Origin of the sequence: Ruegeria haliotis, from assembly GCF_013377785.1 — a bacterium.
Lineage (GTDB): Bacteria > Pseudomonadota > Alphaproteobacteria > Rhodobacterales > Rhodobacteraceae > Ruegeria > Ruegeria haliotis.
In genome coordinates this window covers 132,860-159,053 of the sequence record NZ_JABXWT010000005.1, presented here as the reverse complement: position 1 = coordinate 159,053, position 26,194 = coordinate 132,860, and the positions used below count along the sequence as shown (strand labels likewise).

Below are 26,194 nucleotides of genomic sequence, written 5' to 3'. Positions count from 1 at the left end.
CGCCTTGAGCGACAGATCAAACCTGCCTATTCCCCGGCTTTCCCTGTGGCTGACGCATGCCGGGATGCTGGCCGAGCAGGTTTTGCGCGCATTTTGGCCGGTTTTTTCAATTCTGATGGTTGTTGTCGCCGCTTTGATGCTGGGGTTGCAGGACCAATTTCGCGTCGAATTTGTTTGGGGCGTAGGTACGGTTGCCCTGATTGCTTTGATCGTTGCGACCGTTCTGGGCTTCAGGCGATTCCATATCCCATCCCGAACCGACGCCCTCGTGCGGCTGGATGAAACCCTGCCGGGCAGACCGATTCAGGCTCTGATCGACGATCAGGCCATTGGTGCGGCAGATGTGGATTCGGTAGCCCTGTGGCAGGCGCATAAAGCACGTATGGCCCAGCGCGCGGCGCAGGCCGAGGCAGTAAAGCCGGATCTGCGGCTGGCGTCTCGTGATCCATACGCCTTGCGCTATGCTGCGTTGCTGGCGCTGGTGGTTGCGGCATTGTTCGGGTCCTTCTGGCGAATCGGGTCGGTTGCTGAAATGACGCCAGGATCTGCTGTGGCGGGGCAAGGGCCGACCTGGGAAGGCTGGGTGGAACCGCCACGTTACACGGGCCTGCCGACACTTTATCTGGCGGATCAATCCGGACCGGACCTGTCCATTCCTCAAGGCAGCCGCATCACGTTGCGGTTTTATGGAGAGGTGGGTGCCCACAGCCTGACCGAGACGACCTCGGCCACTGGAACAGAGACTGCAACAAACCCGGAGCAGGATTTCGTGACCGACCGCTCTGGTCAGTTGCGCATCGACGGTCCAGCAGGCCGCGATTGGGCCGTGGTTGTCATTGCCGATATGCCGCCACAAATCGGGGTGGCGGATGCGGCCGAGGCCGAAGCAGGCGGTCAGATGAAACTGCCCTTTGCGGCCAGCGATGATTATGGCGTGGTATCCGGCTCGGCCCGGATCGAACTGGATCTGGCGTCCGTTGAACGCCGTTATGGCCTGACGGCTGATCCCGAACCCCGCGAAACGATCGAGGTCGAACTGCCCATGCCAATCACCGGCGATCGGGCCGATTTTACCGAAGACCTGATCGAGGATTTCTCAGAGCATCCTTGGGCGCATCTGCCAGTCAAAATCACGCTGATGGTGCAGGATGCTGCTGATCAGCAATCTGCAACCGAACCTTATCTGACCGCCCTGCCTGCGCGCAGGTTTTTTGACCCGTTGGCTGCTGCCGTGATCGAACAACGGCGCGATCTGCTCTGGTCACGTGGCAATGCCACACGTATCGCCCAGATGTTGCGGGCGGTGTCTCATCGTCCCGAAGACCTTTTCCGTTCCGATACGGCCTATCTGCGTCTGCGTGTCGTGCTGCGGCGATTGGAGGCTTTCGAGGCTTATGGCCTGAAGCGCGCGCAACAGGATGAGATTGCGCAAGCTCTTTGGGATCTGGCGGTTCTGATCGAAGACGGAACACTGGCTGACGCGCTGGAAAGGATGCGCCGTGCGCAGGAAAGACTGACCGAAGCCATGCAAAACGGTGCCAGCGACGAAGAGATCGCCGAACTGATGCAAGAGCTGCGTGAGGCGACGCAGGATTACATGCAGCAGCTTCAGCGCCTGGCGCAGGAAAACGGAGGTGACGAAAACCAGCAGGGTCAGAATGGCGAATCCCTGCAGATGACACAGGACGATCTGCAGCGGATGATGGATCGTATTCAGGAACTGATGGAACAGGGCCGCATGGCCGAGGCGCAGCAGGCGCTGGAAGAGTTCCAGCAGATGATGGAGAACATGCGCGTCACCCAAGGTCAGGGCCAGAACGGGCAATCCGAAGGTCAACAGGCCATGGAAGGTCTTGCCGAAACCCTGCGCGAACAACAGGGGCTCAGCGATCAGGCTTTCCGCGATTTGCAGGAACAATTCAATCCGGGCGCGCAAGCGGGTGAAAGTCAGGGCAACGAAGGTCGCTCGGGCGGGCAAGGCCGCGGCCAAAGCCACGAAGGGCAGGGCGGTCAGGGCCAAGGTTCGGACCAATCTGGTGAAGGCCAGCAGGGTCAGGGTTCGTTGGCGGATCGCCAACAAGCGCTGCGCGACGAGTTGAAACGTCAAGAACAGGGTCTGCCCGGCACTGGCACGCCTGAAGGCGACGACGCGCGCGATGCTTTGGGACGCGCAGGCCGCGCGATGGATGACGCCGAGGAAGCCTTGCGCAGCGACGATCTGGCCGAGGCTATAGACCGCCAGTCCGAAGCAATGGAAGCTTTGCGCGAAGGCATGAGGTCACTGGGTGAGGCGATGGCTCAGAATCAGCAGAACCAGCCCGGGCAAGGCACACAGGAAGGCGACATGCAGGCCGAGAACCGGGATCCGCTGGGCCGGAATCCTGGATCCGCCGGGTCAATCTCGACGGAGGAAAACCTGTTACAGGGCGAAGACGTCTATCGTCGCGCGCGTGAACTGCTGGATGAAATCCGCCGACGTACCGGTGATCCCGACCGGCCAACGATCGAACTGGAATACCTCAAACGATTGCTGGAGCGGTTCTAGGCAATCCTAAGCGTCAATTCTGCGATGCACCCGAACCAGCCTGCGTCTCAAGCCAGACCCGAGCCTGATCCACCAGCGAGACATACGAGTCAAGGACCGGATCGGCTTGCGGTACAGCCTCGCTGATCTGCTGGGCGTTGCCGTAGATCAGGTACAACACCACACCGATAATCAGCATCAAGGCAAAACCGCGTACAAAGCCACCCGATTTCCGGGCGGGTTTTTCGGTATCAGTCGTCGCGTCATCGCTGCGCATGCTGGAGTTAATGGCTTCTACATCCGGCAGCGCATCCTTCTGCCCGGCATCCTCGGCTGTTTCCGAGGCGGCGGGCATTGTTGGTTCAACCTTCGGTTCGGGCGCTGCGTCCAGTGCTAAATCGGGCTGGGTTTCCAGATCACCGCCTTCTTCAGCACGCAACTCAGCTTCGCGCGCGGCTTCTTCCTGCAAGATGCTTGCGACTGCCGGATCTACATTGCCTGTTTTACTTGGCGTGGCTTTTTCGGCATGCGGTTCGGGTTCGGGTTCGGGTTCGGGTTCGGGTTTGGGCTCTGGCGCAGGTTCCTCGGTCGGTTGTTCCTTTTCCTCCGCCTCCGGGGCTTCTTCTTCGGCAGACACCGGTGCAGCTTCTGTTACTTCATCCTCGACAGGTGCCGTTTCGCTTTCAACATCAGTCGGCTCGGCCGTTGCGTCTGCGGGATGTTTGGCCTGAAACCAGGTCTGATCGCAATTTGAACATTGAACATCACGGCCGTCCTCGGGGATGACCTCGTCCGGCACCTCATACTGGGCACTGCAATTCGGACATGTAAGACGCATGCTGCCTCTCCCGGCCTGTCGGTGGCCTTATAGTGGTTTTTTCAGGGATGATATTCCGTTAAGACCCAACAGCAAAGGGCGTTTTCGGTTACATGGGTCAAGTGTCACCAATTCGACCCGGTGCAGGCATTGAAACCGCAACCGCGCTCGGGCAAGAAGGGCGGAAGAAGAACTGGGGACACGCGTGATCGAGCTGGAAAATGTCAGCTACACCTATGGCGATGGTGAACTTCTGAGCAACGTCTCAGTTGAATTGCAGCCGGGTTCGTTCCATTTTCTGACCGGCCCGTCCGGATCAGGTAAGACCACATTGCTCAAGCTGTGCTATGGGGCACTGCTGCCGACTTCAGGGCGGTTGAGTGCATTCGATCAAGATATCTCGACGCTTGATCGTGACCAGATGGCGCTTTTGCGTCGGCGGGTTGGTGTCGTGCATCAGAATTGTCAGTTTCTGGATCACATGACACTGGCAGAAAACGTGGCCCTGCCATTGATGGTGTCAGGGCGGTCTGAATCTTCGGAACATGGCGACCTGACCGAATTGCTAAGCTGGGTGGGGCTTGGCACGCGACTGGATGCGCGCCCGCCGGAATTGTCGGGTGGTGAGCGGCAGCGCGCGGCGCTGGCCCGCGCCGTTATCCTGTCTCCGGATGTGGTGTTGGCCGATGAACCGACCGGAAACGTCGATTGGGAGATGTCTCAACGTTTGCTGCGATTGCTGATCGAGCTCAATCGGATGGGTAAAACCGTGCTGTTTGCCACCCATGACCTCAGCCTGATCCGCGCTGCAAAAAGCCAGATTCAGGCCCGTGTCCTGCGTATTTCTCAGCGCAAGTTACAACTGGCAGGGGCGGATCTATGAGCAAGGGTGACATCCGAAATCTGCTGTCCCGGGATACACGCGCGGACCGCGTTGTGCCGCCAACTGGCTATACCGCACATCTGACCCTGTTTGTCTCCGGCGCGATGGCGTTTTTAGCTGTGTTCGCTTTGGCCCTGTCGCTGGCATCGGGTCGGATCGCGGACCGCTGGGCGACGGAATTGGCCGGGGCCGCAACTTTGCGCATCAACGCGCCGACTGCACAACTAGCGGCCCAAACCGAGGCGGCCCTGACTGTGTTGCGCCAGACACCCGGAGTGGCTTCGGCCCGCGCGCTGACTGGCGATGAGCAGGCTGCACTGCTATCCCCCTGGTTCGGACCGGATCTGCCGCTGGATACCTTGCCCATTCCCCAACTTATCGAAATTGTCGAAGGGGAACCCGGCCTGGATGCCGCTGGTCTGCGCCTGCGGCTGGGAGCCGAAGTGCCCGGGGCGGTTCTGGATGACCATTCCAGATGGCGCGAACCTCTGGTCGACGCGGCGATGTCTTTGCGTCGGCTTGGCTGGGTTTCTATTCTGCTGATCGGCGGCGCGACGGCAGCCATGATCACGTTGGCCGCAAATGCATCGCTGGCTGCGAATGCGCAAATCATCGAAGTGCTCCGGCAGGTAGGGGCGCGTGACCGATTTATTGCCGGGGCCTTTGTGCGGCGTTTCACCTACCGGGCGTTGCTGGGGGCCGCTGTTGGGACGCTGTTGGGAATGACTGGCGTTCTGCTGTTGCCCGAGGCCTCGGATGCCGGTGGGTTCTTGACCGGGGTCGGGTTTCAAGGCGGTGGCTGGGTCTTGCCAGCGCTCATACCGTTGTTGGGTGCGGTGGTTGCTTTTTTTGCCACCTGGACCGCCGCCCGCCGCAAGTTGAAGGAGCTTTCCTGATGTTCATGGCCATTCAATGGGTCCGCTCGCTGATCTTCATGATCGCAATTTACGTCTGGATGCTGATCCTTGGTATCGTGTTTCTGCCTTATGCCCTGTTTGCCAAACGCGGCGCGCTGCAGGCCTGCAAGACCTATGCCCGCAGCACGATGTGGCTGGCGCGGTGGATGGTCGGCATCCGCTGCGAGGTACGCGGATCTGTGCCCGTTGGCGAAGTTGTGGTTGGCGCCAAGCATCAGTCCTTTCTCGACATCATTATGATCTTCAACGCGGTGCCCCACGGCAAATTCATCATGAAGCGAGAGCTGCTGTGGACACCGGTCATTGGCCTGTATGCCCGCCGTCTGGGTTGTATTCCGGTCAACCGCGGCAAGAAGGGTGCGGCAGTGGCCAAGATGGTCAAAGACGTGGCCAACGAGTTTACCGAGCCGGGTCAGCTGGTGATCTACCCACAGGGTACCCGGGTCGCGCCTGGCGTTCGTAAACCTTACAAGGTCGGCACCGCCATTTTGTACGAGGGTCTCGGGTTTCCCTGCGTTCCGGTCGCGACCAATGCGGGCGTTTTTTGGCCCCGCACTGGTATTCTGCGCAAACCCGGGCTTGCGACTGTCGATTTCCTCGATCCGATCGCACCGGGTGTTGCGCGAAATGAATTCATTGAGCGACTGGAAGATGTGATCGAAGCGCGCTCAAACGAATTGATGCGGGAAGTGGGGTTTGATCCGGATGGAGTTCATTGAAGACATAGCCGCGCTGGAGGGACTGTATGGCAATCCCGGTGCCCCTGCCTTGCGCAAGGTAGCGCGTCGCCTGACGCCGCTGTATCGCAAATGGATCATGGCGTCGCGTCTGTGTGTCCTCAGTACCGTCGGCCCGGAAGGCGTGGATGGCAGTCCGCGTGGGGATGATGGGCCGGTCGTGTTGGAACTTGATCCCGGCACGCTGGCTCTTCCGGATTGGCGGGGTAACAATCGTTTGGATTCGCTGCGCAATATCGTCCGGGACTCTCGTGTATCGCTGATGTTCATAGCTCCAGGATCGAACAATGTGGTCCGTTTGAATGGGTCCGCCCGCCTGACAGCAGACGAAGACCTGCGCGCTCGTTTCGAAAAAAATGGCAAATATCCCGCCACCGTCATCGTTATCGAAATCGCTGAGATCTATTCACAATGTGCCCGTGCTCTGATGCGGGCTGGAATGTGGAGCGGTGTTGATGAAGCAGTCAATTTGCCCACGGTAGGCGAGATTCTTGCCGAAATGACCGCCGGCGAGGAAGGCGGCGCACGTTATGATGAAGACTGGGGCGCACGGGCCGAGAAAACGATGTGGTAAAAAGGGGGGCGCTGCCCCCACCGCGGCAAGCCGCGCCTCCCCCGAGATATTTATGGGCCAGATGAACAGGGGATCCTTCGCTTCATCTGGCTGAAAATACCTCGGAGCGCGAGGCAGAGCCTCGCATGAACTGGATTTATTTCGCCCGGAGCTATGAGTGAATTGGCCCGTCGCCACAGGCGAGTGCTGCTTCGCGAACCGCTTCGGAATAGGTCGGGTGGGCGTGGCAAGTCAGCGCCAGATCTTCGGCCGAGGCGCCGAATTCCATCGCCACGCAAACTTCGTGGATCAGATCGCCTGCGGCGGGGCCGATAATATGTGCCCCCAGGATGCGGTCGGTTTCCTTGTCGGCCAGTATCTTCACAAACCCGTCGGCGGCAAAGTTCGCCTTGGCGCGGCCATTGCCCATGAACATGAACTTGCCGACCTTGTAGGCCCGGCCCTGTTCCTTGAGCGTTTCTTCGGTCTCGCCCACAGTGGCAACCTCGGGCCAGGTGTAGATCACGCCCGGAATGACGCCATAGTTCACATGGCCATGTTTGCCTGCCACCTGTTCGGCCGCAGCCATGCCTTCATCTTCGGCCTTGTGCGCCAGCATCGGGCCTTCGGTGACGTCGCCAATGGCATAGATACCCTGCACGTTGGTCTGCCAGTCGGCACCCACCTTGATCTGCCCGCGCGGGGTCATCTCGACGCCCAAGGCATCCAGCCCCAAACCATCCGAGAAGGGCTTGCGGCCCGTCGCAACCAGTACAGTGTCAGCATCGATCACGTGCTCGCTGTCGTCCTTGAGCAGCTTGTAAGAGACCTTGGCCTTGGTCTTGGTGGCTTCGGTCTTTTGCACCGCTGCACCCATGATGAATTTCAGGCCCTGTTTCTTGAGGATGCGCTGGAATGTCTTCTGTACCTCGGGGTCCATGCCCGGAGTGATTTCTTTGAGGAATTCGATCACGGTCACCTCGGCCCCCAAACGGCTATAGACCGAACCCAGTTCCAGCCCGATGACACCAGCACCGATCACGACCATCTTTTTTGGGATCTTGTTCAGCGCCAACGCACCTGTCGAGGTGACGACGATCTTTTCATCGACCTCCACGCCGGGCAGCGACGATGGCTCGGACCCCGATGCGATGATGATGTTCTTGGCGGTATGGACCTCATCTCCCACTTTGACCTGACCGGCGGCAGGGATCGAACCCCAACCTTTCAGCCAGTCGATCTTGTTCTTCTTGAACAGAAATTCGATGCCCTTGGTGTTGCCGTCGATGACCTCTTCCTTGTAGGCCTGCATCTGTTTCCAATCGACCGACGGGCTTTTGCCCTTCAGGCCCATCTTGGCAAAGTTATGCTCGGCCTCGTGCAACTGATGGCTGGCATGCAGCAGCGCCTTGGACGGGATGCACCCCACGTTCAGGCATGTGCCGCCCAGCGTCTCGCCCCCTTCGACCACGGCAGTTTTCAATCCCAGCTGGGCGCAGCGGATGGCGCAGACATAGCCGCCGGGGCCTGCTCCGATTACGATGACGTCATAGTTTGCCATTTGTCAGGTCCTTGTATTTGGCGGGGCTGGCTGCGCGTTCTAGTACGCAATTCATTCCCCATTTGAATAATCCATGCGGTCGGTTGAATCAAAACACGGCCGCCAACAGCATTGCAGTGGTCGCGATCAGTCCGATTAACCAGATCACGGTACGCCAAGGCGTCCAGCCAAAGGCATAGGCCGGGACATACAGTGCCCGCGCGATCAGGTAGATCCACGCGCATGTCGCAGAAAAGCCGTTGGACTGTCCGGAGACGGTGATGACCAAAGAGGCGATGGCAAACAGAACCAGCCCCTCGGTATGGTTGCTCAGCGCGCGATGCAGACGCCCGGACGCACCGGGCTTGTCAAAAGGTGTGTCACGTGGGCCAATTGCATGGCCCAAATCGATCTTGCCGTGCCCCGCAGCCAGATACACTGCGAATTGAACGACCCAAAGCAGGGCTGCCAATGTCAGGACGGTCAGTTCCGCAGTCATCCGATCAGTTTCCTTGATTAGAACTTGCGCCTGCCAGAACAACAGGGCGCAAGTTATGGGCTTAGACTGGCGTCAGCAGTTTTACCTGAATATGTGCGATGCCACCGCGTTCGTGATGCATGGCCAGTTCCTCTGAGTCGAAGAAATTCCGAGCCTTCGCCAGATCCGTGACTTCGAACATCGCGACCGCGTGATCACGTTGATCCGGGTCTTTCCAGATGTGGAGATCGCGGATACCCGCGGCCTCTCGCATCGGCTTGTCCTCGCGGAACACTTTCAGCCAGACGTCGAAGTCGGCGACATCGGCTTGCCAGAGTACATGGGTTGCCATGATTACAGATCCATCAGCAGGCGGCGCGGATCTTCCAACGCCTCTTTTACACGTACAAGGAACGTCACTGCGCCCTTGCCGTCTACGATCCGGTGGTCATACGACAGCGCCAAATACATCATCGGGCGGATTTTGACCTCGCCATTGATGGCCATCGGACGGTCCTGGATTTTGTGCATGCCCAGAATGCCCGATTGCGGTGGGTTCAGGATCGGTGATGACATCAACGAGCCATAGACGCCGCCATTCGAGATGGTGAAGGTGCCGCCCTGCATTTCGGCCATGCTCAGCTTGCCATCACGGGCGCGCTTGCCCTTTTCGGCGATGGCCTTTTCAATGTCAGCGAAGGACATGGCATCGGCATCGCGGATGACCGGCACGACCAGACCCTGCGGCGTACCGGCAGCGACGCCCATATGCACGAAGTTCTTGTAGACGATGTCAGTGCCGTCGATCTCGGCGTTGACCTCGGGCACTTCTTTTAGGGCGTGACAGCAAGCCTTGGTGAAGAAGGACATAAAGCCCAGTTTTACGCCATGCTTCTTTAGGAACAGCTCTTTGTATTCGTTCCGCAGGGCCATCACCTCTGTCATGTCCACCTCGTTAAAGGTGGTCAGGATTGCCGCAGCGTTCTGTGCATCTTTCAGGCGCTTGGCAATGGTCTGACGAAGACGGGTCATACGCACACGCTCTTCGCGTGCCTCATCCTGGGCGGCGACAGGTGCGCGCGGGGCCTGGGCAGCGGGGGAGGGCACAGCCGCCGCAGGCGCTGGAGCCGAAGCCGTTGCAACCGCACGGGCCACGTCTTCTTTCATGATCCGACCATCGCGACCTGTGCCGCTGACCTGACCGGCGGACAGACCAGCCTCGGCCATCGCCTTTTCAGCGGACGGAGCATTTGCCACGTCTTTGCCTGTGGTTGTTGCCGTGCCCGGGGCCGCTGCAACAGCTGCCGGTGCCATAGTTGCGCCTGCTGCCGCGCCCGAGATGACTGCGAGTTTTGCGCTTGCATCCACGGTCGCGCCTTCTGGGGCCACGATTTCTGCAAGTACACCTGCTGCTGGGGCCGGAACCTCAACCGAGACCTTGTCGGTCTCCAACTCACACAGCATCTCGTCCTGCGCGACGCTCTCGCCTACCTGCTTGAACCAGGTTGACACGGTGGCCTCGGTGACCGATTCACCCAGCGTCGGCACCATGACATCAACGCTGCCACCCGAGGCAGCCGGGGCCGCAGCAGGGGCCGGAGCGGCAGCGGGTGCCGGAGCAGGGGCTGTGCCTTCACCGGCGGTGATGGTAGCCAGCAGGGCGTTCACGCCGACGGTCTCGCCTTCGGCGGCAACGATCTCGCCCATTACACCTGCGGAGGGCGAGGGCACTTCAACTGTGACCTTGTCGGTCTCCAGCTCACACAACATTTCATCCACGGCTACGGCATCGCCAGGTTTCTTGAACCAGGTCGCAACCGTGGCTTCGGTGACCGACTCGCCAAGCGTGGGAACACGAACTTCAATCGTCATCGCTTACTTTCCTTCGATGCTCAGCGCTTCGTTCACGAGCGCTTCTTGTTGGGCTTTGTGTTGGCTGGCCAGACCCGTCGCGGGCGAGGCCGAGGTTGCGCGACCGACATAGCGCGGTCGTTTGTTGTCGGCGCCGATGCGAGTCAGCACCCATTCGATATTGGGTTCGATGAAGGACCAGGCACCCTGATTCTTGGGCTCTTCCTGACACCAGATGATCTCGGCCCCTTTGAAACGCTCAAGCTCATTGATCAGCGAGTGCGCGGGGAAGGGGTAATACTGTTCGATCCGCAACAGGTAGACATCGTCGATGCCCCGCGCGTCTCGTTCTTCCAGCAGATCGTAATAAACCTTACCCGAACACATCACCACGCGCTTGATCTTGTCATCTTTCACCAGCGTTGTGTCCGAGTTGCCTTTCTGCGCGTCATCCCACAGCACCCTATGGAAGCTGGACCCGGTGGTGAAATCCTCGGCCGTGCTGATCGCCATCTTGTGGCGCAGCAACGACTTGGGCGTCACCAGAATCAGCGGTTTGCGGAAGGTCCGGTGCAACTGACGGCGCAGGATGTGGAAATAGTTCGCAGGTGTCGTACAGTTCGCTACGATCCAGTTGTCTTGGCCGCACATCTGCAGGAACCGCTCCAATCGCGCGGACGAGTGTTCAGGCCCTTGCCCTTCGAACCCGTGCGGCAGCAGGCAGACCAGACCGGACATCCGCAACCACTTGCTTTCGCCCGAGCTGATGAACTGGTCGAACATGATCTGTGCGCCGTTGGCGAAATCGCCGAACTGCGCTTCCCACAGAGTTAGCGCGTTGGGTTCAGCCAGGGAATAGCCATACTCAAATCCCAACACCGCATATTCGCTGAGCATCGAGTCAATCACATCATAATGCGACTGTCCTGCGCGGATGTTGTTCAGCGGATAATACCGCTCTTCGTTTTCCTGATGGACGAAGCCAGAATGGCGTTGACTGAATGTCCCACGCGTCGCGTCCTGACCCGACAGGCGAACCGGATAACCCTCGGTTAGCAACGAGCCAAACGCCAATGCCTCGCCGGTCGCCCAGTCGAACCCTGTGCCCGAGTCGAACATCTTCTTTTTGTGATCCAGTAGCCGACCCACTGTCTTGTGCAGCGAGATGTCCGCTGGCGCATGCGTCAGGGCCTTTCCTACGTCGGTCAGTGTCTCTGGCGAAATGGCCGTTTCACCACGTACATATTCGTCCTTGTTTTTGTCCAGATGTGACCAGCGACCATCCAGCCAGTCGGCCTTGTTGGGCTTGTAGTCTTTTCCGGCCTCGAACTCATCGTTCAGATGTGCCTGGAAGGCGGCTTTCATATCCTCGATCTCACCTTCGGGGATCAGACCGTCCTTGACCAGCCGCTCGGTATAAAGGCTGAGCGTGGTTTTGTGCGTCTTGATCTTCTTGTACATGATCGGGTTGGTGAACATGGGCTCATCGCCCTCGTTATGACCAAACCGGCGATAGCAGAAGATATCGATGACGACGTCTTTATGGAACTTCTGGCGGAACTCGGTCGCCACCTTGGCCGCATGAACCACGGCCTCGGGGTCATCGCCATTGACGTGGAAAATCGGCGCCTCGACCATCAGGGCGATGTCGGTCGGATAAGGGCTGGACCGGCTGAAATGCGGCGCGGTGGTGAACCCGATCTGATTGTTCACCACAATATGCATCGTACCGCCGGTTCGGTGCCCGCGCAGGCCCGACAGGCCGAAGCCCTCGGCCACGACACCCTGACCAGCAAAGGCCGCGTCTCCGTGCAGCAGAATACCCATGACTCGTGAACGATCGGTGTCATTCATCTGATCTTGCTTGGCACGCACTTTGCCCAGAACCACCGGGTTCACTGCCTCAAGGTGGCTGGGGTTTGCGGTCAATGACAGGTGAACGCTGTTGCCGTTAAACTCACGGTCACTGGACGCGCCGAGGTGGTATTTGACGTCGCCCGAGCCATCCACATCTTCGGGTTTATAGCTGCCACCCTGGAATTCGTTGAAAATGGCACGGTAAGGCTTGGCCATCACGTTGGCCAGAATGTTCAGACGGCCCCGGTGGGGCATACCGATGACAATGTCGCTGACCCCCAGCGCCCCGCCACGCTTAATGATCTGCTCCATCGCCGGGATCAGTGCCTCACCGCCGTCCAGACCGAACCGTTTGGTGCCCATGTATTTCACATGCAGGAATTTTTCGAAGCCTTCGGCCTCGACCATCTTGTTCAGGATCGCCTTGCGGCCTTCCTTGGTGAACTGGATCTCCTTGCCATACCCCTCGATCCGTTCTTTCAGCCACGCGGCCTCTTCGGGATTTGAGATGTGCATGTATTGCAGCGCAAAGGTGCCGCAATAGGTCCGCTTCACGATCTCGACGATCTGGCGCATGCTTGCCATCTGCAGGCCCAGCACATTGTCGATGAAGATTGGCCGATCCATGTCGGCGTCAGTAAAGCCGTATGTCTTCGGGTCCAGCTCGGGGTGGTTGCTGGCCGCGCGCATGCCCAGCGGGTCCAGATCGGCGGCCAGATGACCCCGGATGCGGTAGGCTCGGATGAGCATCAGCGCTCGTAGGCTGTCCAGTACAGCGCGTTTGATCTGACCATCGCTGACTTCAACGCCCTTGTCGGCGGCTTTGTCCTTGATCTTCTGTCCGGCCGCTTTGGCATCGATCTCGGCCCACTCCCCAGTCAACGCGCCGGTCAGATCGTCCGTTGGTACCGGCGGCCAGTCGGTGCGGGCCCAGGATGGCCCTTCGGCCTCCTTCTGCACATCTGGCGTGGCATCTCCCATCGCCTTGAAGAACTCAGCCCAGGCGGCGTCCACTGCGCCGGGGTTCCTGGTGTACTGGGCATAGAGCTGCTCTAAATATTCGGCATTGTGCCCCTGCATAAAGCTGGAGGCATGAAAGGCAGAGTTGGGCGAGTGTTCGGTCATTGGGCTACCTCATATGGGTTGGGACCGTATTGGTTGGGGCCTGGTTGGCTGGGGCGGGTCAGCCACCAGAACACCAGAAGGGGCGACACAAACAGAACAAGAAGTGTCGGAAGAACAATAAGCAGGGTGGCGCGCGTGAACAGAATGTCCAGATTGCCACCATGCTGGAAATGTGAGGCGAGGCCGATGCCAAAGACCAGAACCGCACCAGCGCCAAGGATCAACAGGATCGGCAGCAAGGCATAAAAACCGCTGCGCCCGGTATCATGCATCCGACGCCACGCGACGGCCAAATGCGGGAAGAACACGATCAGGCTGACGATGCTTTGCACCGGCTGGTTTGACGTTGCGGTGACTTGTTTGACTTCATCGGTCTGAGTTGTTGCGACCTGTGTGAAGAACTGCCAATCGATGACCCCGGCGATGATGCTCCAGATCACGATGAACAGAAAAAAGAACCAGTATTCCGGCCGCGAGGCGCGACCCGAAAAGGTGAAGAACTTGGCGAAACAAGTGCGGATGGCGTCGGAGAAGGTCAAATTATTTCGCCCCCTCAGCAGCATCTTGAGGAAAGGGAGCTACAAAAATGTTTGTCGGCATAAGTAAGCCCGGCAAGGCCGCAACCATCTCTTCGCGTTTTGTCTGGTCCGTTTCCGCCGCTGAGTAAGCCTCGATAAATGCATCAACCTCTAGCGAAGCCGTTGCCGCCATGACTTTCGGGTTACGGCTAAGATTAAGCGTGACCAGTCGAGTCTTTGCGCCAAATCCTTTGTCGATCCCGTTGGTACGGGCGGATTGAAGCAACCACGCAGGTCCCGTGAAGGCGCACGAAGATTGTCCTTCTTCAATTCCAATCAATGCGAGACGTACGTTTGAATGTTCAAATGCCAGTTGATTGGGGCCAAGCGCTGAATTTCCCAAAAGCGAAGCCGTCATGAAGGACGCATCTCTGATTGTGTACGGAAGGTCCGCCTCGTCGATTGAAAACGCAATCCGGTTCGACAATACGATCCGCCCGGGTCCTTCATCAAATTCGGTCCAGCCTGCCTCTGCCAGTGCAGCGCGCGCCGCAACCAATGTTTCAATCGGTTCAGAGCACAACTCCAGCGCGACAAAAACCGCTTTTTCACCTTGTTCAGGCGCTTGTGCCGTTGCGAGGGACGCCGTGGACAGGAAACAAATAGCCCAAAGTGAAACCCCGGAACGAGCAATGCGTTCCGGGAAAGCTCGTAGCCTGCAAAAAACAGCAGATATTGCTTTTGCAGGCAGCATCTTACCCAATCGCTTCCAGCACAGCCTCACCCAGCTGCGCCGGGCTTTCGGCCACGACGATACCGGCTGCACGCATGGCTTCGATCTTGTCCTCGGCACCGCCTTTGCCACCGGCGACAATCGCACCCGCGTGGCCCATGCGGCGGCCCGGAGGGGCTGTGCGGCCAGCGATGAAACCAGCGGTCGGCTTAGAACGACCCTTCTTGGCCTCATCCGCCAGGAACTGCGCGGCTTCTTCTTCGGCTGAACCACCGATCTCACCGATCATGATGATCGAGTGGGTCTCGTCATCGGCCAGGAACCACTCCAGCACGTCGATATGTTCGGTGCCTTTGATCGGGTCGCCGCCGATGCCCACGCAGGTGGACTGGCCCAGACCCACGTCCGTAGTCTGCTTAACCGCCTCATAGGTCAGGGTACCGGAACGCGACACAACGCCGACCGAGCCGCGCTTGTGGATGTGGCCGGGCATGATGCCGATCTTGCAGGCGTCGGGCGTGATAACACCGGGACAGTTCGGGCCGATCAGTCGCGAGCCTGAGCCTTCCAGCGCGCGCTTTACCTTCATCATGTCCAGAACCGGGATGCCTTCGGTGATGCAGACGATCACTTCCATCTCGGCATCAATCGCTTCGAGGATCGAGTCGGCCGCAAAAGGCGGCGGCACATAGATCACCGAGGCGTTGGCTTCGGTCACATGCTTGGCCTCGTGGACCGAGTTGAACACGGGCAGGTCAAGATGGGTCATCCCACCCTTGCCGGGGGTCACACCGCCGACCATTTTGGTGCCATAGGCGATGGCCTGTTCGCTGTGGAACGTGCCCTGCGAGCCGGTAAAGCCCTGACAGATCACTTTGGTATTCTCGTCGATGAGGACTGCCATTTTTAGGCCTCCGTATTGATTTGTGTTGGCGCGCCGGGCGTTGTCTTGGCCAGCGCCGCGAGTCTTTTAGTTTTCTGAGTCATCGGCGCGCCGTTTCAGCACGTCAATTATCTGATCTTGAGACCAAATCCCCAAAGACCGCTGATTCCGCCCGGCGGGCGTCTCAAGAAACTCAGGGTCTTGATTGATCTCACCTGTCTCACTTACCGTCTCCAATGGGTCAGGGAAGTTGAACGGCGCGGCGCAGGGGTTGAACCGTTTGAAATCCGCATTGTTGTGAAGACGGGGGTTACGGGGAATGTAATGCCGCGTCATAAGCAAATAGGGTATTTCGCTTGCAACGAAGTTCTCAAAGAAGGCCCACCGCAACCACCATTTCAGGTGGAACAGACAATCCCGACACATCATCAGGTCAGCCTTGGGCAAAGGATCGGACGTTATGTCCAAATGGACGAACTCTCGGCCCGATGCGCCATGCTGTGCCTTCACCTCTTCCAGAACCTGAAGCGAGATATCGCCGCCGATGTAGCGGATGCCGGTCATGTCTACATCTTGCATCCACGTCCAATCGCCACAGGGTGCATCCAGGAATGTCTCGACCTTGTAGTGATCGAAAAGGCGTGGAAGCGCCTCGCGCAATGGTTCGGTGGCTGCAAGCGTCGAGCCGGGACCCGAGCGCGGACCATTTGCGCGCCCAGACCAGCTCTTGCTTTCAAATGCGTTCCTTAAGCCATCGCGCATTGCAGGCCCCTGATTGGTTCCGAGATTGAGGGGATACGGGCGATCAACCCTTAACCGCTTTCACGATCTTCTCGGCACCGTCTTTCAGGTTGTCTGCCGCGATCACGTCCAGGCCAGAGGTGTTGATGATCTCTTTGCCTTTCTCGACATTTGTGCCTTCCAGACGCACGACCAGCGGAACTTGCAGGCCGACCTCTTTCACTGCGGCGACAACGCCCTCGGCGATCACATCACAGCGCATGATGCCGCCGAAGATGTTGACCAGGATGCCTTTGACCTGCGGGTCCGAGGTGATGATCTTGAACGCTTCGGTCACTTTCTCTTTGGTGGCACCGCCGCCCACGTCGAGGAAGTTGGCAGGCTCGGCCCCATACAGCTTGATGATGTCCATCGTCGCCATCGCCAGACCGGCACCGTTCACCATGCAGCCGATCTCACCGTCCAGCGCGATGTAGTTCAGGTCATATTTGCTGGCTTCCAGTTCCTTGGGGTCTTCCTCGGTCGTGTCGCGCAGCTCGGCGATATCTGGGTGGCGGTAGACCGCGTTGCCGTCGAAGCCGACCTTGGCGTCCAGCACCTTGAGGTCGCCCTTGTCCGAGACGATCAGCGGGTTGATCTCCAGCATCTCCATATCCTTCTCGACGAAGGCGGCATACAGCTGGCTCATCAGTTTGACGCATTGCTTGACTTGCGCGCCCTGCAGTCCCAGCGAGAACGCGATGCGGCGACCGTGATAGGGCTGATAGCCAGTTGCCGGGTCTACCGAGAAGGACAGGATTTTCTCAGGCGTCGCTGCGGCAACCTCTTCGATGTCCATACCGCCTTCGGTCGAGCAGACGAACGAGATGCGGCTGGTTTGACGATCCACCAGCAGCGCCAGATACAGTTCACGTTCGATGCCGGAGCCGGCCTCGATATAGATACGGTTGACTTGTTTGCCTGCGGGGCCGGTCTGATGCGTGACCAGCGTGCGGCCCAGCATCTTTTTGGCTTCTTCGGCGGCCTCTTCAACCGACTTGGTCAGACGGACACCGCCTTTTTCACCGGCGTCGGCCTGTTTGAACGAGCCCTTGCCGCGGCCACCCGCGTGAATCTGTGCTTTTACGACCCACAAAGGGCCATCAAGTTCACCGGCTGCGGTTTTGGCTTCCTCGGCGCGCAATACGGCGCGACCGTCGGAAACCGGCGCGCCATAGCTGCGAAGTAAAGCTTTGGCCTGATATTCGTGAATGTTCATCGAAACTGTCCCGTCTGACTACGATTAAACCGTTATAGAGGTGCCTAAGGGGCAAGTTTAAAGGTTTTTTTGACAGGAAGGAGGTTTTTCACGAAGATTTTTATTATTTGTGATCACAGGTTTTTGGGGTGTGATCACATATCGGCGCTCAGTTAGGCTTTGATTCGACTTCTGCTTTGAAACAAGTGAAATTACATTCAAATTCGACGTTTGCGCCAACATGAGTGGTGAAAGCGACTGGAAACCGGCCCGGTCACCTGATCGCTGCATCACATGACCGGACAGTGCCGAGTGAATTCAGATCGAGTGCCCGAAATCAGTGCCTGCAGCATCTGCTTGGACGGCGTCCAATTCGGCTATAGTCAGAATTGGTTTGTTATTGTCACGATGACGCGCCACAAATTTCTTCAGCCGGGCATGATCAGGGATGACTTTGGCCGTTGCGGGCTGCGAAACATCTGCGTCGATGTCCGGGAAAATGGCCCGGATTTCATCCAGAGCTTCTTGCCCAAGCGTTTTGAGGGCTTCATCCCCCAGCAACAGGGTTTCACTGGGGAGCCCGTTTGCAAGCACGACCTCATGACGCTGGCAAAGAAAGTGAACATAAGTCACGCTGTCAGCGTTGATGTCGACACAGACACCTGGGATGTTCAGCAGTTTTACTGCGGGCATCAGAATCTCGTGGCATCCGAACATACGCCCGGCAATGCGTGAGCGCGCCATGACGCGATGTTGTCGTGAAACCCGCAGATCGGTTTTGGGAAAACCAGCGCCCAGCGCCCCTGCGTGAATGATGATCGGGCGAAGGTTGGGGGTCGCATCCAACTGCGCCTTGTTCAACGTGCGGGCATTGATCCAGCGTATGATCTGGGGGCCGTTGTCAAACGTCAGCACTGCGTCGCCGGGTTGCAATGTCTCGACAGCCACCGGCCCATTGGGCGTGTCGATCAGAGTGCCGGCCACGAAACACACAGTGTTGGCCGAGACGTCGACATCGTCGATATAGACCTCTCCGCCGTTTCCGCCAGTTCTGCCCGCGACAACAAAATCCCAGCCGTCCTGGCTGGTATCCGTCCATTCCGTGCCCGGAATTGATCCGCTGGCGGTTTCCGTCCCGAAGCTGACCGTTACGTTTCCCGACGCGTCGACATTGACCGAAAATGTCGCTGCTGCGGGTGAACTCAGATCGTTGACTGACGTTACCCCGATGACCGAGTCGTTCCAGCGAATTTCGATGACATTTCCGGAGTATCCGGCCGTACCCCAGTTGAACGGGGCGAGGCGAACGGACAATCCGGTTGATACACCTTGTTCTTCAGTCGAGCTCAACGAGGATGGATCGCCCAGGTTGAAGGTCAATCCATCGGACTCGCCGTCCCCCCATGGGCCGGGCTGGGTTGTGAAGTCCAACGTCATTTCTGCGGCGAACGAGTTCACCCGTTCCGACCCGGTCAGATTGGCGTTGAGGTCCAGCCGGTTTTCTTCGTTTTGGCCTGAGTAAAAGACAAACTCGTTGTCGCCGTCCCCGGAATTGGGTGAGTTGAATACGCCCAGGCCTGTGCCCGCTGTGCCGTATTCCGTGGCGCCGTTCAGGTTATCCCCATCTCCATCGTCATCAAACGAATTGTTGTAGGTAAAGGTCCCCATGCTCGACACTCCATACTTCACGCAGAAAACACAAACAGTAACGCTTTAGAGAGGCTCTGAAGCTGTTGGTCGTCGTCTACCAAAATTGTGGCAAGATTCTAACGGAAATTGGAAATAACGATTGAAGGTCATGTATTTCCCGGAAATTTGTGCGGATTTGTTAAACCCGAGAACAGACTTTCTTGAGAAATTTACCTCTGAGGACTTGCACAAGTGACCGATGGAGGGCGCACTCGATTTCGGGTGACTTGCATCGTCTTCAGCGCGCTGATCGACTTATCAGCCCATAGGTTGCCTCCTTAGATAAAAAATGCCCCGTCATCACTCTGACGGGGCACAGAACTTCCGGACTTGACGTTCTGATCAGGCCAGCGAGCCGTCAATGCCTTTGCACGCCTCGATCAGGCCTTTCACGGCATTGACCGAGTTGTCGAAACCGACCTGCTCATCTTCGTTCAACTTGATGTCCACAATCCGCTCGACACCACCCGCGCCGATCACGGTCGGAACACCGACATAGAGGCCGTCAACGCCCAGTTCGCCATTGCAATAGGCAGCACAGGGCAGAACGCGTTTCTGGTCTTTCAGAAAGGCTTCGGCCATCTCGATTGCAGAAGTGGCAGGCGCGTAGAAGGCCGAGCCGGTCTTCAGCAGGCCAACGATTTCCGCACCGCCGTCACGGGTGCGCTGAACGATCGCATCCAGTTTGTCCTGCGTGGTCCAGCCCATTTCAACCAGATCGGGCAGCGGGATGCCGGCAACGGTCGAATAGCGTACTGATGGTACCATGGTGTCGCCATGGCCGCCCAGAACGAATGCAGTGACGTCACGCATGGACACGTTGAACTCTTCCGACAGGAAGTGCGCGAATCGAGCCGAGTCCAACACGCCCGCCATACCGCAGACCTTGTTATGCGGCAGGCCCGAAAATTCGCGCAGGGCCCAGACCATCGCGTCCAGCGGGTTGGTGATGCAGATGACAAACGCGTCGGGCGCGTGCGCAGCAATACCTTCGCCAACCGACTTCATGACTTTCAGGTTGATGCCCAGCAGGTCGTCGCGGCTCATCCCCGGTTTACGGGCGACACCGGCGGTTACGATGCACACATCGGCGCCTGCGATATCGGCATAGTCGCTGGAGCCGGACATAGCGGCGTCAAACCCTTCGGACGGGCCGGATTCGGCGATGTCGAGCGCTTTGCCCTGCGGCAACCCGTCTGCGATGTCAAACAGGACAACGTCGCCCAGTTCCTTGATTGCAGCGAGATGAGCGAGCGTGCCGCCGATGTTTCCAGCGCCGATCAGCGCGATCTTGGGTCTGGCCATTTGGAATGTCTCCGGTCGGTATTGAAATCGCGGTTGTGCTAGTCGCTAAATGGATTTCGCGCAAGGGTCCCGCGGCGCGGCATGCAACCGCATACCGATTGCAAAGGGGTGGTTGATTGCGCTAAACGGCCAGTGAGACAAGCCTATTCCGGGACGCCGCATGTTCGAACTGAACCTGATGTTTTTTGCTGTGGCGATCCCGGCCGTGATCTTTGCCGGTATTTCCAAGGGTGGATTTGGCTCGGGTGTGGCCTTTGCATCCTCGTCGATTCTGGCGCTGATTTTGGAACCGGGACAGGCGCTGGCCCTCATGCTACCGATCCTGATGATCATCGACGTCGCGACGCTCGGCCCCTATTGGAAGCGCTGGAGTTGGCCGGATTCCCGTCTGTTGATGCTGGGTGCCATTCCTGGCGTTGCGTTGGGCGCTTGGCTTTACCGCGCCACCGACGACGATGTTCTGCGCCTTTTGATTGGCGGGATATCAGTTGGTTTTGTGCTGTGGCATGTCGCCCAGTCCCGAGGGTGGATACATGGCTTTTCCAAGCGGTTGCCGCCCCAGGCCGGGCTGTTTGCGGGTCTGGTTGCAGGGTTCACAAGTTTTGTAAGCCACGCAGGCGGCCCGCCTGCCGCCGTCTATCTACTGTCACAGCGCCTGTCCAAGACCGAGTTTCAGGCCTCGACCGTTCTGGTGTTCTGGGTGATCAATATCGCCAAGTTCGTGCCTTACGCCTATCTCGGCCTGTTCACGCTGCAAACGGCTATGGCAAATCTGCTGCTGGCCCCGTTTGCGGTCTTTGGTGCGTGGTTGGGTGTTCGGGCGCATTTCATGCTGTCCGAACGTGTGTTCTTTGGCATCGCCTATGTTTTGCTGACCATCACGGGTAGCAAGCTTATCTGGGACGCATTAACCTGACCTCAGGCATCTTCGCCAGCGGGTGGTTGCGTCTCGATGAGTGTTTCATAAGACTGACCCGTCGCCACAAGGCATGTCATTCCATCGGGCAATGTCACCGTGATCGTCCAACTGCCCGTCTGGTCCGATGCGAGCACCTCCATCACGGCTCCGCGTCGCGCAAGGCCAATCCCTTTGCGGGTTTCTCCGAATGTTCCGGCGAGCCTCTCAAGCACATCCGCGCGTGGCGCACAGTTGCGCGTTTGTGCCTGCACGTTCTGGGCAGCCAATGCCATGATCCCCAGCCCCATGGTCATCTTGATAAGTGTCTTTGTCATCGTCGACCCCATTGATTGCTTATGCCTGATACCTTGCTGCCCCGACCCAGAAATCCGGTTAAGGCAACGCACGTTGCGTCGTTCGGATGGATTATGCTGCATTGCGGCGATTTTTGCCTTGAACTTTCCTGAAAAAAATGCCCCATTCCGCGCAATATTATTTCTCAGGGAGAGGCCGATGGACCCGCGTCAACGCCCCTATCGCTCGGTACTTTATATCCCCGGCTCGAAAGAGAGGGCTTTGGACAAGGCGCGTGGATTGCCGGTTGATGCGATCATTTTTGATCTTGAAGATGCTGTGGCCGCTGATGAAAAAGCCAACGCGCGCGAAACCCTCAAGATGGCGTTGGCCACTGGCGGATATGGCGCCCGGGTCAAGATCGTGCGAATCAATGGGTTGGATACCGAATGGGGCCGCGCCGACGCCGAAGCCGTACGCGAGATGGACGCTGACGTGGTCCTGTTGCCCAAGGTGAATTCTGCCGCAGACCTGGATGCGCTGGCTGCGATCACCGGCGATATCCCTATCTGGGCGATGATGGAAACTCCACGCGGTATGCTCAGGGCCGCTGAAATCGCCGCGCATCCGCTGATGTCGGGTTTTGTGATGGGAACCAATGATCTGGCCAAGGAACTGCAAACCCGCTTCCGTCCAGATCGTTTGCCTCTGACGACGTCTCTGGGTCTGTGCCTGCTAGCCGCCAAGGCCGAGGGGCTGATCGCCATCGACGGTGTCTATAACGCTTTCAAGGATGATGAAGGTCTGGCCGCCGAATGCGCGCAAGGCCGTGACATGGGCTTTGACGGCAAAACGCTGATCCACCCGGCTCAGATCGATATCACCAACGCGGCCTATGCGCCGTCGGAAACAGAAATCGATCTTGCCCGCCGCCAGATCACCGCCTTTGAAGAGGTCGAGGTCCAAGGGCAGGGTGTCGCTGTTGTCGACGGCAAAATTGTCGAGAATCTGCACGTTGCAACTGCACGCGAAACTCTGGCAAAAGCGGAGGCAATATTAGCTTTGCAAGCGGGGTAAGCCAGCAATGGGCTTTGTTCTTCTGATTCTGGGTGTGGCGCTTTGGTGGGCCGCACATCTTTTCAAACGCGTCATGCCGGAACAACGCGCGGCGATGGGCAACGCCGGAAAGGGCGCAGTGGCACTGGCGCTGGTCGCGTCGATTCTGCTGATGATCTTTGGTTATCGCATGACCGATTTCATCCATGTTTGGGCGCCCCCATCCTTCATGATCCACATCAACAACCTGCTGGTGCTGATCGCGATCTGGATGATGAGCCCTGCAGGAACCAAGGGCCGGCTGCTCAACAAGGTTCGGCACCCAATGCTGGCGGGATTCAAGACTTGGGCATTTGCACACCTGCTGGTGAACGGAGATCTGGCCTCGATCATCTTGTTTGGCGGTCTGCTGGCGTGGGCTGTTGTCGAGGTGATTGTGATCAACCGCTCTGAACCCGACTGGACCCCTGGCGAGCCGGGAACCTACGGCAAGGATGCGATGTTCTTTGTCGCCTCAATCTTTTTGCTCGGCATTATCGGTTATGTCCACGGGCTGGTCGGTCCGTCGCCATTCCCCTCATAAGGAGCTGACATCATGGCCAAACTCTATCGCCTTCTGACCGAGGAGGATACATCCGCCTTTTGCCACAAGGTCTCGGACGCGCTGGCCAGAGGGTGGGATCTGTATGGCGCACCGTCTTATGCATTTGATGCGGCGAACAACGTGATGCGGTGTGCGCAGGCCGTGACCAAAGAGGTCAAGGACGACTATTCCGCTGACATGAAACTGGGACAGCACTGATGGCAAAAACCAATCCGGGCCGCTTTTTCGAAGACTACTCTGTCGGGCAGGTTCTGCACCATGCAGTGCCACGCACCGTGACGGTCGGCGAGCGGGCGTTGTATCATGCGCTCTACCCGGCGCGTCATGCGCTGTATTCCTCGGACGAGTTCGCCCGGAATTGCGGATTGCCGCAAAGCCCGATTGACGATCTGGCCGCTTTTCATGTGGTTTTTGGCAAGACCGTCCCGGATGTGTCCCTGAACGCCGTGGCCAATCTGGGTTATGCCGAAGGTCGTTGGCTGCTGCCGGTTTATCCGGGCGATACGCTGCGCTCGGAATCCGAGGTGATCGGGCTCAAGCAGAACTCGAACGGTAGGACCGGTGTTGTCTGGGTGCGCACCCGCGGGCTGAACCAGCATGATGAGGTGGTGATCGAATATGTTCGCTGGGTGATGGTGCGGAAATCGGATCCGGACGCACCCGCGCCGGAAACGGTGGTGCCCGAACTGAAGAAGGCACTTGATCCACAGGATCTGACGGTGCCGCAGGGGCTCGAATTCTCAAACTATGACTTTGCCCAATCTGGTGAGACGCATCGGTGGGGTGATTACGAAGTTGGGGAAACCATTGATCACGTTGATGGTGTGACCGTGGAGGAGGCCGAGCACATGCTGGCTACGCGTCTTTGGCAAAACACCGCCAAAGTGCATTTCGACCTGACATTCCGCCCCGAAGGCAGGTTGATCTATGGTGGCCACGTGATCTCGATGGCGCGCACCTTGTCGTTCAACGGCCTCGCGAACGCGCAGATGATCGTGGGTTTGAACGGCGGCGCCCATGCAAACCCGTGCTTTTCAGGCGATACGATCAAGGCCTGGTCCGAGGTTCTCGACAAAGCGGAAACTGATGTTCCGGGCGTTGGTGCAATCCGTTTGCGTCTTGTGGCGACAAAAGGCGGCATACCTTTTGCGTTGCGTAACGAAGACGGAAAGTACCACCCCGACGTGTTGTTGGATCTGGATTACTGGGCTCTGATGCCCATGTGAGCGGATGTCGCAATTCTCTGAGTTTGCGATTACATAGATTTGACCGCAGGTTGCGCGATCCGTGCTAATCTGCGGTCATGATCTCGCTTCGGACCATTGCCACCTGTCTGTGCCTCGCACCGCCTGCCTGGGCCTGCGATCTTGCCTTGGCGCTGGCCGTCGATGTCTCTGGGTCGGTCGATTCCAAGGAATTCCGAATCCAGATGGATGGTCTTGCCGCCGGGTTGCGTGACCCTGTGGTATCAGAGGCGTTGGTGCGGGGGCAGGCTCAATTGATGCTCGTGCAGTGGACTGGGACCTCGCGTCAACGGATCACAGTACCCTGGGCCCGGATCGACAGTTTCGAAGCGTTGGATAGGTTTGCCGGCAAAGTGGCCGCAGACCCCCGGGTTTGGCGCAATTTTTCCACCGCGATTGGTGAGGCGCTGGAAACCACTGTCACCAGTTTCGAGGAGGTCTCTGACTGTAAACGCCAGTTGATCGACATTTCGGGTGACGGCATATCGAATGAAGGCATTGAACCGACGCGGGTACACAGGCTCTTGCGAACTCGTGGCATTACGGTGAATGCGATTGCCATTGAAGAAAGCGAGCCGGATCTGACGGCCTATTTTTTTGAGAACGTGATCGTTGGCGAGGGCGCCTTTGTTGTATCGGCCGCCGGGTTTGACGACTACCCTGAGCGTATCCGAAAAAAACTTCTGCGCGAGGTGACGCAGCAAACTGCAGGGATTAGCCGATGATTTAGGGATTCGTGATCACATTGCTTTTGTGTTGAAAACGCTAACATTGAGCCCGTCGAGCGATTTTTGTGATCACGAGAATATTTTGTGTGATCACATTTGTGCAATATCCATTCTTTTGTATCAAAAATGGGCTTTTTTGCATCTGCAGCACGTGACAGAGTCGCAAAAAATAGTAAAACCTTCGGTAGCCAACCGAAAAGGAGCCAACATGGCCGATGTAAATCGGGGCAATCGCCCACTTTCGCCACACCTGTCGATCTACCGTCCGCAAATGACCGCGGTGTCCTCGATCATGGTGCGGATTACCGGCATCGCAGCGCTACTACTGTCTGTGCTGGTCGTGTGGTGGCTTCTTGCGGCGGCAACATCGGAGACCGCGTTCAACTTCATCGACGGTCTGATGCGCAGCTTTCTGGGTGATCTGGTGATGTTCGGAGGGGCTTGGGCCCTGTTCTATCACATGTTGGGGCGTCTGCGTCACGTAATCTGGGATCTGGGATACTGCCTGAACGTTCAGACGTCCGAGAAGCTGGGCATTGGCATGTTTGTCTTGGCGACGGTTTTGGCGGTTGCCACAGCTTTGGTGGTATAAGGAAGTTGGCTATGCATTATCTCACTGACCGCAAGCGGGCCCAAGGCACCGGGGCTGGACGCCAGGGAACCCATCATCACTGGCAAATGATGGCAAGCTCGACTGGTCTTGTCATTCTGGTGCCGTTGTTTGTCATTACATTCGCCAACGGCTTGGGTGGAACCTATGAAGAGGTGCTTGCGTACTATGGCAGGCCCTTCCCGGCCATCATTACCGCGCTGACCTTGGTTTTCGTAACCATTCACCTGATGCGCGAAACGCAGGTCGCCGTCGAGGATTACGTGCACGGCACCGCCGAGAAACTGACACTCATGGCCGTGGCAGCCTTTGCCTATACGGTGATCGCGGTGGGTCTTTTCGCCCTCGTCAAGCTCGCTCTGTAGTGTGCGG

General features: G+C 58.1%; 27 protein-coding genes. 13 read left to right on the top strand and 14 right to left on the bottom strand.

Features of this window, described 5'->3' with window-relative positions; genetic code table 11:
• Positions 1-4: 4 nt before the first annotated feature.
• Positions 5-2,545 (top strand): TIGR02302 family protein, encoded by a 2,541-nt coding sequence (locus tag HW561_RS12285; RefSeq protein ID WP_328803273.1) that lies wholly within the window; start codon positions 5-7, stop codon positions 2,543-2,545.
• A gap of 13 nt (positions 2,546-2,558) precedes the next feature.
• Here the strand turns inward: HW561_RS12285 and HW561_RS12280 are convergent, their stop codons facing one another.
• Entirely contained in the window at positions 2,559-3,362 is an 804-nt protein-coding gene (locus HW561_RS12280) for a zinc-ribbon domain-containing protein (RefSeq protein ID WP_176865162.1), read from the bottom strand.
• A 184-nt stretch (positions 3,363-3,546) separates the two neighbouring features.
• Between HW561_RS12280 and HW561_RS12275 the strand changes: the two genes are divergently transcribed.
• From HW561_RS12275 to HW561_RS12260, 4 genes are read left to right on the top strand one after another with little or no spacing between them, the layout of a single operon-like run.
• On the top strand, positions 3,547-4,224 hold the full coding sequence (locus tag HW561_RS12275; protein WP_176865160.1) for a cell division ATP-binding protein FtsE: 678 nt from the start codon (positions 3,547-3,549) through the stop codon (positions 4,222-4,224).
• A complete protein-coding gene (locus tag HW561_RS12270; protein ID WP_176865158.1) occupies positions 4,221-5,120 on the top strand; it encodes a cell division protein FtsX in 900 nt (299 codons plus the stop codon). The genes HW561_RS12275 and HW561_RS12270 overlap by 4 nt, the downstream gene beginning before the upstream one ends.
• Complete coding sequence (locus tag HW561_RS12265; protein WP_176865156.1) at positions 5,120-5,860, top strand: lysophospholipid acyltransferase family protein; 741 nt, start codon at positions 5,120-5,122, stop codon at positions 5,858-5,860. The genes HW561_RS12270 and HW561_RS12265 overlap by 1 nt, the downstream gene beginning before the upstream one ends.
• On the top strand, positions 5,847-6,452 hold the full coding sequence (locus HW561_RS12260) for a pyridoxamine 5'-phosphate oxidase family protein (RefSeq protein ID WP_176865154.1): 606 nt from the start codon (positions 5,847-5,849) through the stop codon (positions 6,450-6,452). The genes HW561_RS12265 and HW561_RS12260 overlap by 14 nt, the downstream gene beginning before the upstream one ends.
• Positions 6,453-6,603: 151 nt before the next feature.
• Here the strand turns inward: HW561_RS12260 and lpdA are convergent, their stop codons facing one another.
• From lpdA to mdh, 12 genes are all read right to left on the bottom strand, one after another.
• Entirely contained in the window at positions 6,604-7,992 is a 1,389-nt protein-coding gene (gene lpdA, locus HW561_RS12255; protein ID WP_176865152.1) for a dihydrolipoyl dehydrogenase, read from the bottom strand.
• 88 nt (positions 7,993-8,080) lie between these two features.
• A complete protein-coding gene (locus HW561_RS12250) occupies positions 8,081-8,470 on the bottom strand; it encodes an MAPEG family protein (protein ID WP_176865150.1) in 390 nt (129 codons plus the stop codon).
• Positions 8,471-8,531: 61 nt separating this feature from the next.
• Positions 8,532-8,801: a hypothetical protein gene (locus tag HW561_RS12245; protein WP_176865148.1), complete on the bottom strand. Its 270-nt coding sequence runs from the start codon at positions 8,799-8,801 to the stop codon at positions 8,532-8,534.
• A 2-nt stretch (positions 8,802-8,803) separates the two neighbouring features.
• Positions 8,804-10,321: a 2-oxoglutarate dehydrogenase complex dihydrolipoyllysine-residue succinyltransferase gene (odhB, locus tag HW561_RS12240; RefSeq protein WP_176865146.1), complete on the bottom strand. Its 1,518-nt coding sequence runs from the start codon at positions 10,319-10,321 to the stop codon at positions 8,804-8,806.
• Positions 10,322-10,324: 3 nt separating this feature from the next.
• A complete protein-coding gene (locus tag HW561_RS12235; RefSeq protein WP_176865144.1) occupies positions 10,325-13,282 on the bottom strand; it encodes a 2-oxoglutarate dehydrogenase E1 component in 2,958 nt (985 codons plus the stop codon).
• Entirely contained in the window at positions 13,279-13,821 is a 543-nt protein-coding gene (locus HW561_RS12230) for a DUF805 domain-containing protein (RefSeq protein ID WP_176865142.1), read from the bottom strand. The genes HW561_RS12235 and HW561_RS12230 overlap by 4 nt, the downstream gene beginning before the upstream one ends.
• 1 nt (position 13,822) lies before the next feature.
• Entirely contained in the window at positions 13,823-14,554 is a 732-nt protein-coding gene (locus tag HW561_RS12225; protein ID WP_176865140.1) for a hypothetical protein, read from the bottom strand.
• 1 nt (position 14,555) lies between these two features.
• On the bottom strand, positions 14,556-15,437 hold the full coding sequence (gene sucD, locus HW561_RS12220; protein WP_176865139.1) for a succinate--CoA ligase subunit alpha: 882 nt from the start codon (positions 15,435-15,437) through the stop codon (positions 14,556-14,558).
• A 66-nt stretch (positions 15,438-15,503) separates the two neighbouring features.
• Positions 15,504-16,178, bottom strand: coding sequence for a class I SAM-dependent methyltransferase (locus tag HW561_RS12215; protein ID WP_176865136.1), 675 nt, complete (start codon positions 16,176-16,178; stop codon positions 15,504-15,506).
• Positions 16,179-16,221: 43 nt separating this feature from the next.
• The gene (gene sucC / locus HW561_RS12210; protein ID WP_176865134.1) at positions 16,222-17,415 is read right to left on the bottom strand and encodes an ADP-forming succinate--CoA ligase subunit beta; all 1,194 of its coding nucleotides are present in this window, start codon (positions 17,413-17,415) and stop codon (positions 16,222-16,224) included.
• 297 nt (positions 17,416-17,712) lie between these two features.
• The gene (locus tag HW561_RS12205) at positions 17,713-19,062 is read right to left on the bottom strand and encodes a Hint domain-containing protein (protein ID WP_176865132.1); all 1,350 of its coding nucleotides are present in this window, start codon (positions 19,060-19,062) and stop codon (positions 17,713-17,715) included.
• A gap of 363 nt (positions 19,063-19,425) precedes the next feature.
• Entirely contained in the window at positions 19,426-20,388 is a 963-nt protein-coding gene (gene mdh / locus HW561_RS12200; protein ID WP_176865130.1) for a malate dehydrogenase, read from the bottom strand.
• A gap of 160 nt (positions 20,389-20,548) precedes the next feature.
• On the opposite strand from mdh, the gene HW561_RS12195 reads away from it, so the two are divergent.
• Positions 20,549-21,304, top strand: a complete 756-nt coding sequence (locus HW561_RS12195) for a sulfite exporter TauE/SafE family protein (RefSeq protein WP_176865128.1) — start codon at positions 20,549-20,551, stop codon at positions 21,302-21,304.
• A 2-nt stretch (positions 21,305-21,306) separates the two neighbouring features.
• Here HW561_RS12195 and HW561_RS12190 read toward each other — a convergent pair whose 3' ends face one another.
• The gene (locus tag HW561_RS12190) at positions 21,307-21,621 is read right to left on the bottom strand and encodes a hypothetical protein (RefSeq protein WP_176865126.1); all 315 of its coding nucleotides are present in this window, start codon (positions 21,619-21,621) and stop codon (positions 21,307-21,309) included.
• 178 nt (positions 21,622-21,799) lie between these two features.
• Here HW561_RS12190 and HW561_RS12185 point away from each other — a divergent pair, with 178 nt between their 5' ends.
• The 7 genes from HW561_RS12185 to sdhD all read left to right on the top strand — a co-directional run bounded on the left by HW561_RS12185 (position 21,800) and on the right by sdhD (position 26,187).
• Positions 21,800-22,657 (top strand): HpcH/HpaI aldolase/citrate lyase family protein, encoded by an 858-nt coding sequence (locus HW561_RS12185; protein WP_176865124.1) that lies wholly within the window; start codon positions 21,800-21,802, stop codon positions 22,655-22,657.
• A gap of 7 nt (positions 22,658-22,664) precedes the next feature.
• A complete protein-coding gene (locus HW561_RS12180) occupies positions 22,665-23,219 on the top strand; it encodes an NnrU family protein (RefSeq protein WP_176865122.1) in 555 nt (184 codons plus the stop codon).
• 12 nt (positions 23,220-23,231) lie between these two features.
• A complete protein-coding gene (locus tag HW561_RS12175) occupies positions 23,232-23,438 on the top strand; it encodes a DUF1737 domain-containing protein (protein ID WP_176865120.1) in 207 nt (68 codons plus the stop codon).
• Positions 23,438-24,466: a MaoC family dehydratase gene (locus tag HW561_RS12170; protein WP_176865119.1), complete on the top strand. Its 1,029-nt coding sequence runs from the start codon at positions 23,438-23,440 to the stop codon at positions 24,464-24,466. Before HW561_RS12175 ends, HW561_RS12170 begins: the two co-directional genes overlap by 1 nt.
• Before the next feature lie 77 nt (positions 24,467-24,543).
• On the top strand, positions 24,544-25,209 hold the full coding sequence (locus tag HW561_RS12165; protein WP_176865117.1) for a DUF1194 domain-containing protein: 666 nt from the start codon (positions 24,544-24,546) through the stop codon (positions 25,207-25,209).
• Positions 25,210-25,420: 211 nt separating this feature from the next.
• The gene (gene sdhC / locus HW561_RS12160; RefSeq protein ID WP_176865115.1) at positions 25,421-25,804 is read left to right on the top strand and encodes a succinate dehydrogenase, cytochrome b556 subunit; all 384 of its coding nucleotides are present in this window, start codon (positions 25,421-25,423) and stop codon (positions 25,802-25,804) included.
• A gap of 11 nt (positions 25,805-25,815) precedes the next feature.
• Positions 25,816-26,187, top strand: coding sequence for a succinate dehydrogenase, hydrophobic membrane anchor protein (gene sdhD, locus HW561_RS12155; RefSeq protein WP_176865113.1), 372 nt, complete (start codon positions 25,816-25,818; stop codon positions 26,185-26,187).
• The last annotated feature ends 7 nt before the right edge of the window (positions 26,188-26,194 follow it).

What these genes read in the sequence shown, in the direction of transcription:
- HW561_RS12185 (WP_176865124.1), top strand. Translation starts at nt 21,800, where the DNA reads ATGGACCCGCGTCAACGCCCCTATCGCTCGGTACTTTATATCCCCGGC.
- HW561_RS12205 (WP_176865132.1), bottom strand. Translation starts at nt 19,062, where the DNA reads ATGGGGACCTTTACCTACAACAATTCGTTTGATGACGATGGAGATGGG.
- HW561_RS12245 (WP_176865148.1), bottom strand. Translation starts at nt 8,801, where the DNA reads ATGGCAACCCATGTACTCTGGCAAGCCGATGTCGCCGACTTCGACGTC.
- HW561_RS12175 (WP_176865120.1), top strand. Translation starts at nt 23,232, where the DNA reads ATGGCCAAACTCTATCGCCTTCTGACCGAGGAGGATACATCCGCCTTT.
- HW561_RS12280 (WP_176865162.1), bottom strand. Translation starts at nt 3,362, where the DNA reads ATGCGTCTTACATGTCCGAATTGCAGTGCCCAGTATGAGGTGCCGGAC.
- HW561_RS12250 (WP_176865150.1), bottom strand. Translation starts at nt 8,470, where the DNA reads ATGACTGCGGAACTGACCGTCCTGACATTGGCAGCCCTGCTTTGGGTC.
- HW561_RS12235 (WP_176865144.1), bottom strand. Translation starts at nt 13,282, where the DNA reads ATGACCGAACACTCGCCCAACTCTGCCTTTCATGCCTCCAGCTTTATG.
- lpdA (WP_176865152.1), bottom strand. Translation starts at nt 7,992, where the DNA reads ATGGCAAACTATGACGTCATCGTAATCGGAGCAGGCCCCGGCGGCTAT.
- HW561_RS12215 (WP_176865136.1), bottom strand. Translation starts at nt 16,178, where the DNA reads ATGCGCGATGGCTTAAGGAACGCATTTGAAAGCAAGAGCTGGTCTGGG.
- HW561_RS12265 (WP_176865156.1), top strand. Translation starts at nt 5,120, where the DNA reads ATGTTCATGGCCATTCAATGGGTCCGCTCGCTGATCTTCATGATCGCA.
- HW561_RS12180 (WP_176865122.1), top strand. Translation starts at nt 22,665, where the DNA reads ATGGGCTTTGTTCTTCTGATTCTGGGTGTGGCGCTTTGGTGGGCCGCA.
- HW561_RS12260 (WP_176865154.1), top strand. Translation starts at nt 5,847, where the DNA reads ATGGAGTTCATTGAAGACATAGCCGCGCTGGAGGGACTGTATGGCAAT.
- odhB (WP_176865146.1), bottom strand. Translation starts at nt 10,321, where the DNA reads ATGACGATTGAAGTTCGTGTTCCCACGCTTGGCGAGTCGGTCACCGAA.
- HW561_RS12170 (WP_176865119.1), top strand. Translation starts at nt 23,438, where the DNA reads ATGGCAAAAACCAATCCGGGCCGCTTTTTCGAAGACTACTCTGTCGGG.
- sdhD (WP_176865113.1), top strand. Translation starts at nt 25,816, where the DNA reads ATGCATTATCTCACTGACCGCAAGCGGGCCCAAGGCACCGGGGCTGGA.
- HW561_RS12195 (WP_176865128.1), top strand. Translation starts at nt 20,549, where the DNA reads ATGTTCGAACTGAACCTGATGTTTTTTGCTGTGGCGATCCCGGCCGTG.
- sucD (WP_176865139.1), bottom strand. Translation starts at nt 15,437, where the DNA reads ATGGCAGTCCTCATCGACGAGAATACCAAAGTGATCTGTCAGGGCTTT.
- HW561_RS12165 (WP_176865117.1), top strand. Translation starts at nt 24,544, where the DNA reads ATGATCTCGCTTCGGACCATTGCCACCTGTCTGTGCCTCGCACCGCCT.
- sucC (WP_176865134.1), bottom strand. Translation starts at nt 17,415, where the DNA reads ATGAACATTCACGAATATCAGGCCAAAGCTTTACTTCGCAGCTATGGC.
- HW561_RS12225 (WP_176865140.1), bottom strand. Translation starts at nt 14,554, where the DNA reads ATGCTGCCTGCAAAAGCAATATCTGCTGTTTTTTGCAGGCTACGAGCT.
- HW561_RS12190 (WP_176865126.1), bottom strand. Translation starts at nt 21,621, where the DNA reads ATGACAAAGACACTTATCAAGATGACCATGGGGCTGGGGATCATGGCA.
- sdhC (WP_176865115.1), top strand. Translation starts at nt 25,421, where the DNA reads ATGGCCGATGTAAATCGGGGCAATCGCCCACTTTCGCCACACCTGTCG.
- mdh (WP_176865130.1), bottom strand. Translation starts at nt 20,388, where the DNA reads ATGGCCAGACCCAAGATCGCGCTGATCGGCGCTGGAAACATCGGCGGC.
- HW561_RS12270 (WP_176865158.1), top strand. Translation starts at nt 4,221, where the DNA reads ATGAGCAAGGGTGACATCCGAAATCTGCTGTCCCGGGATACACGCGCG.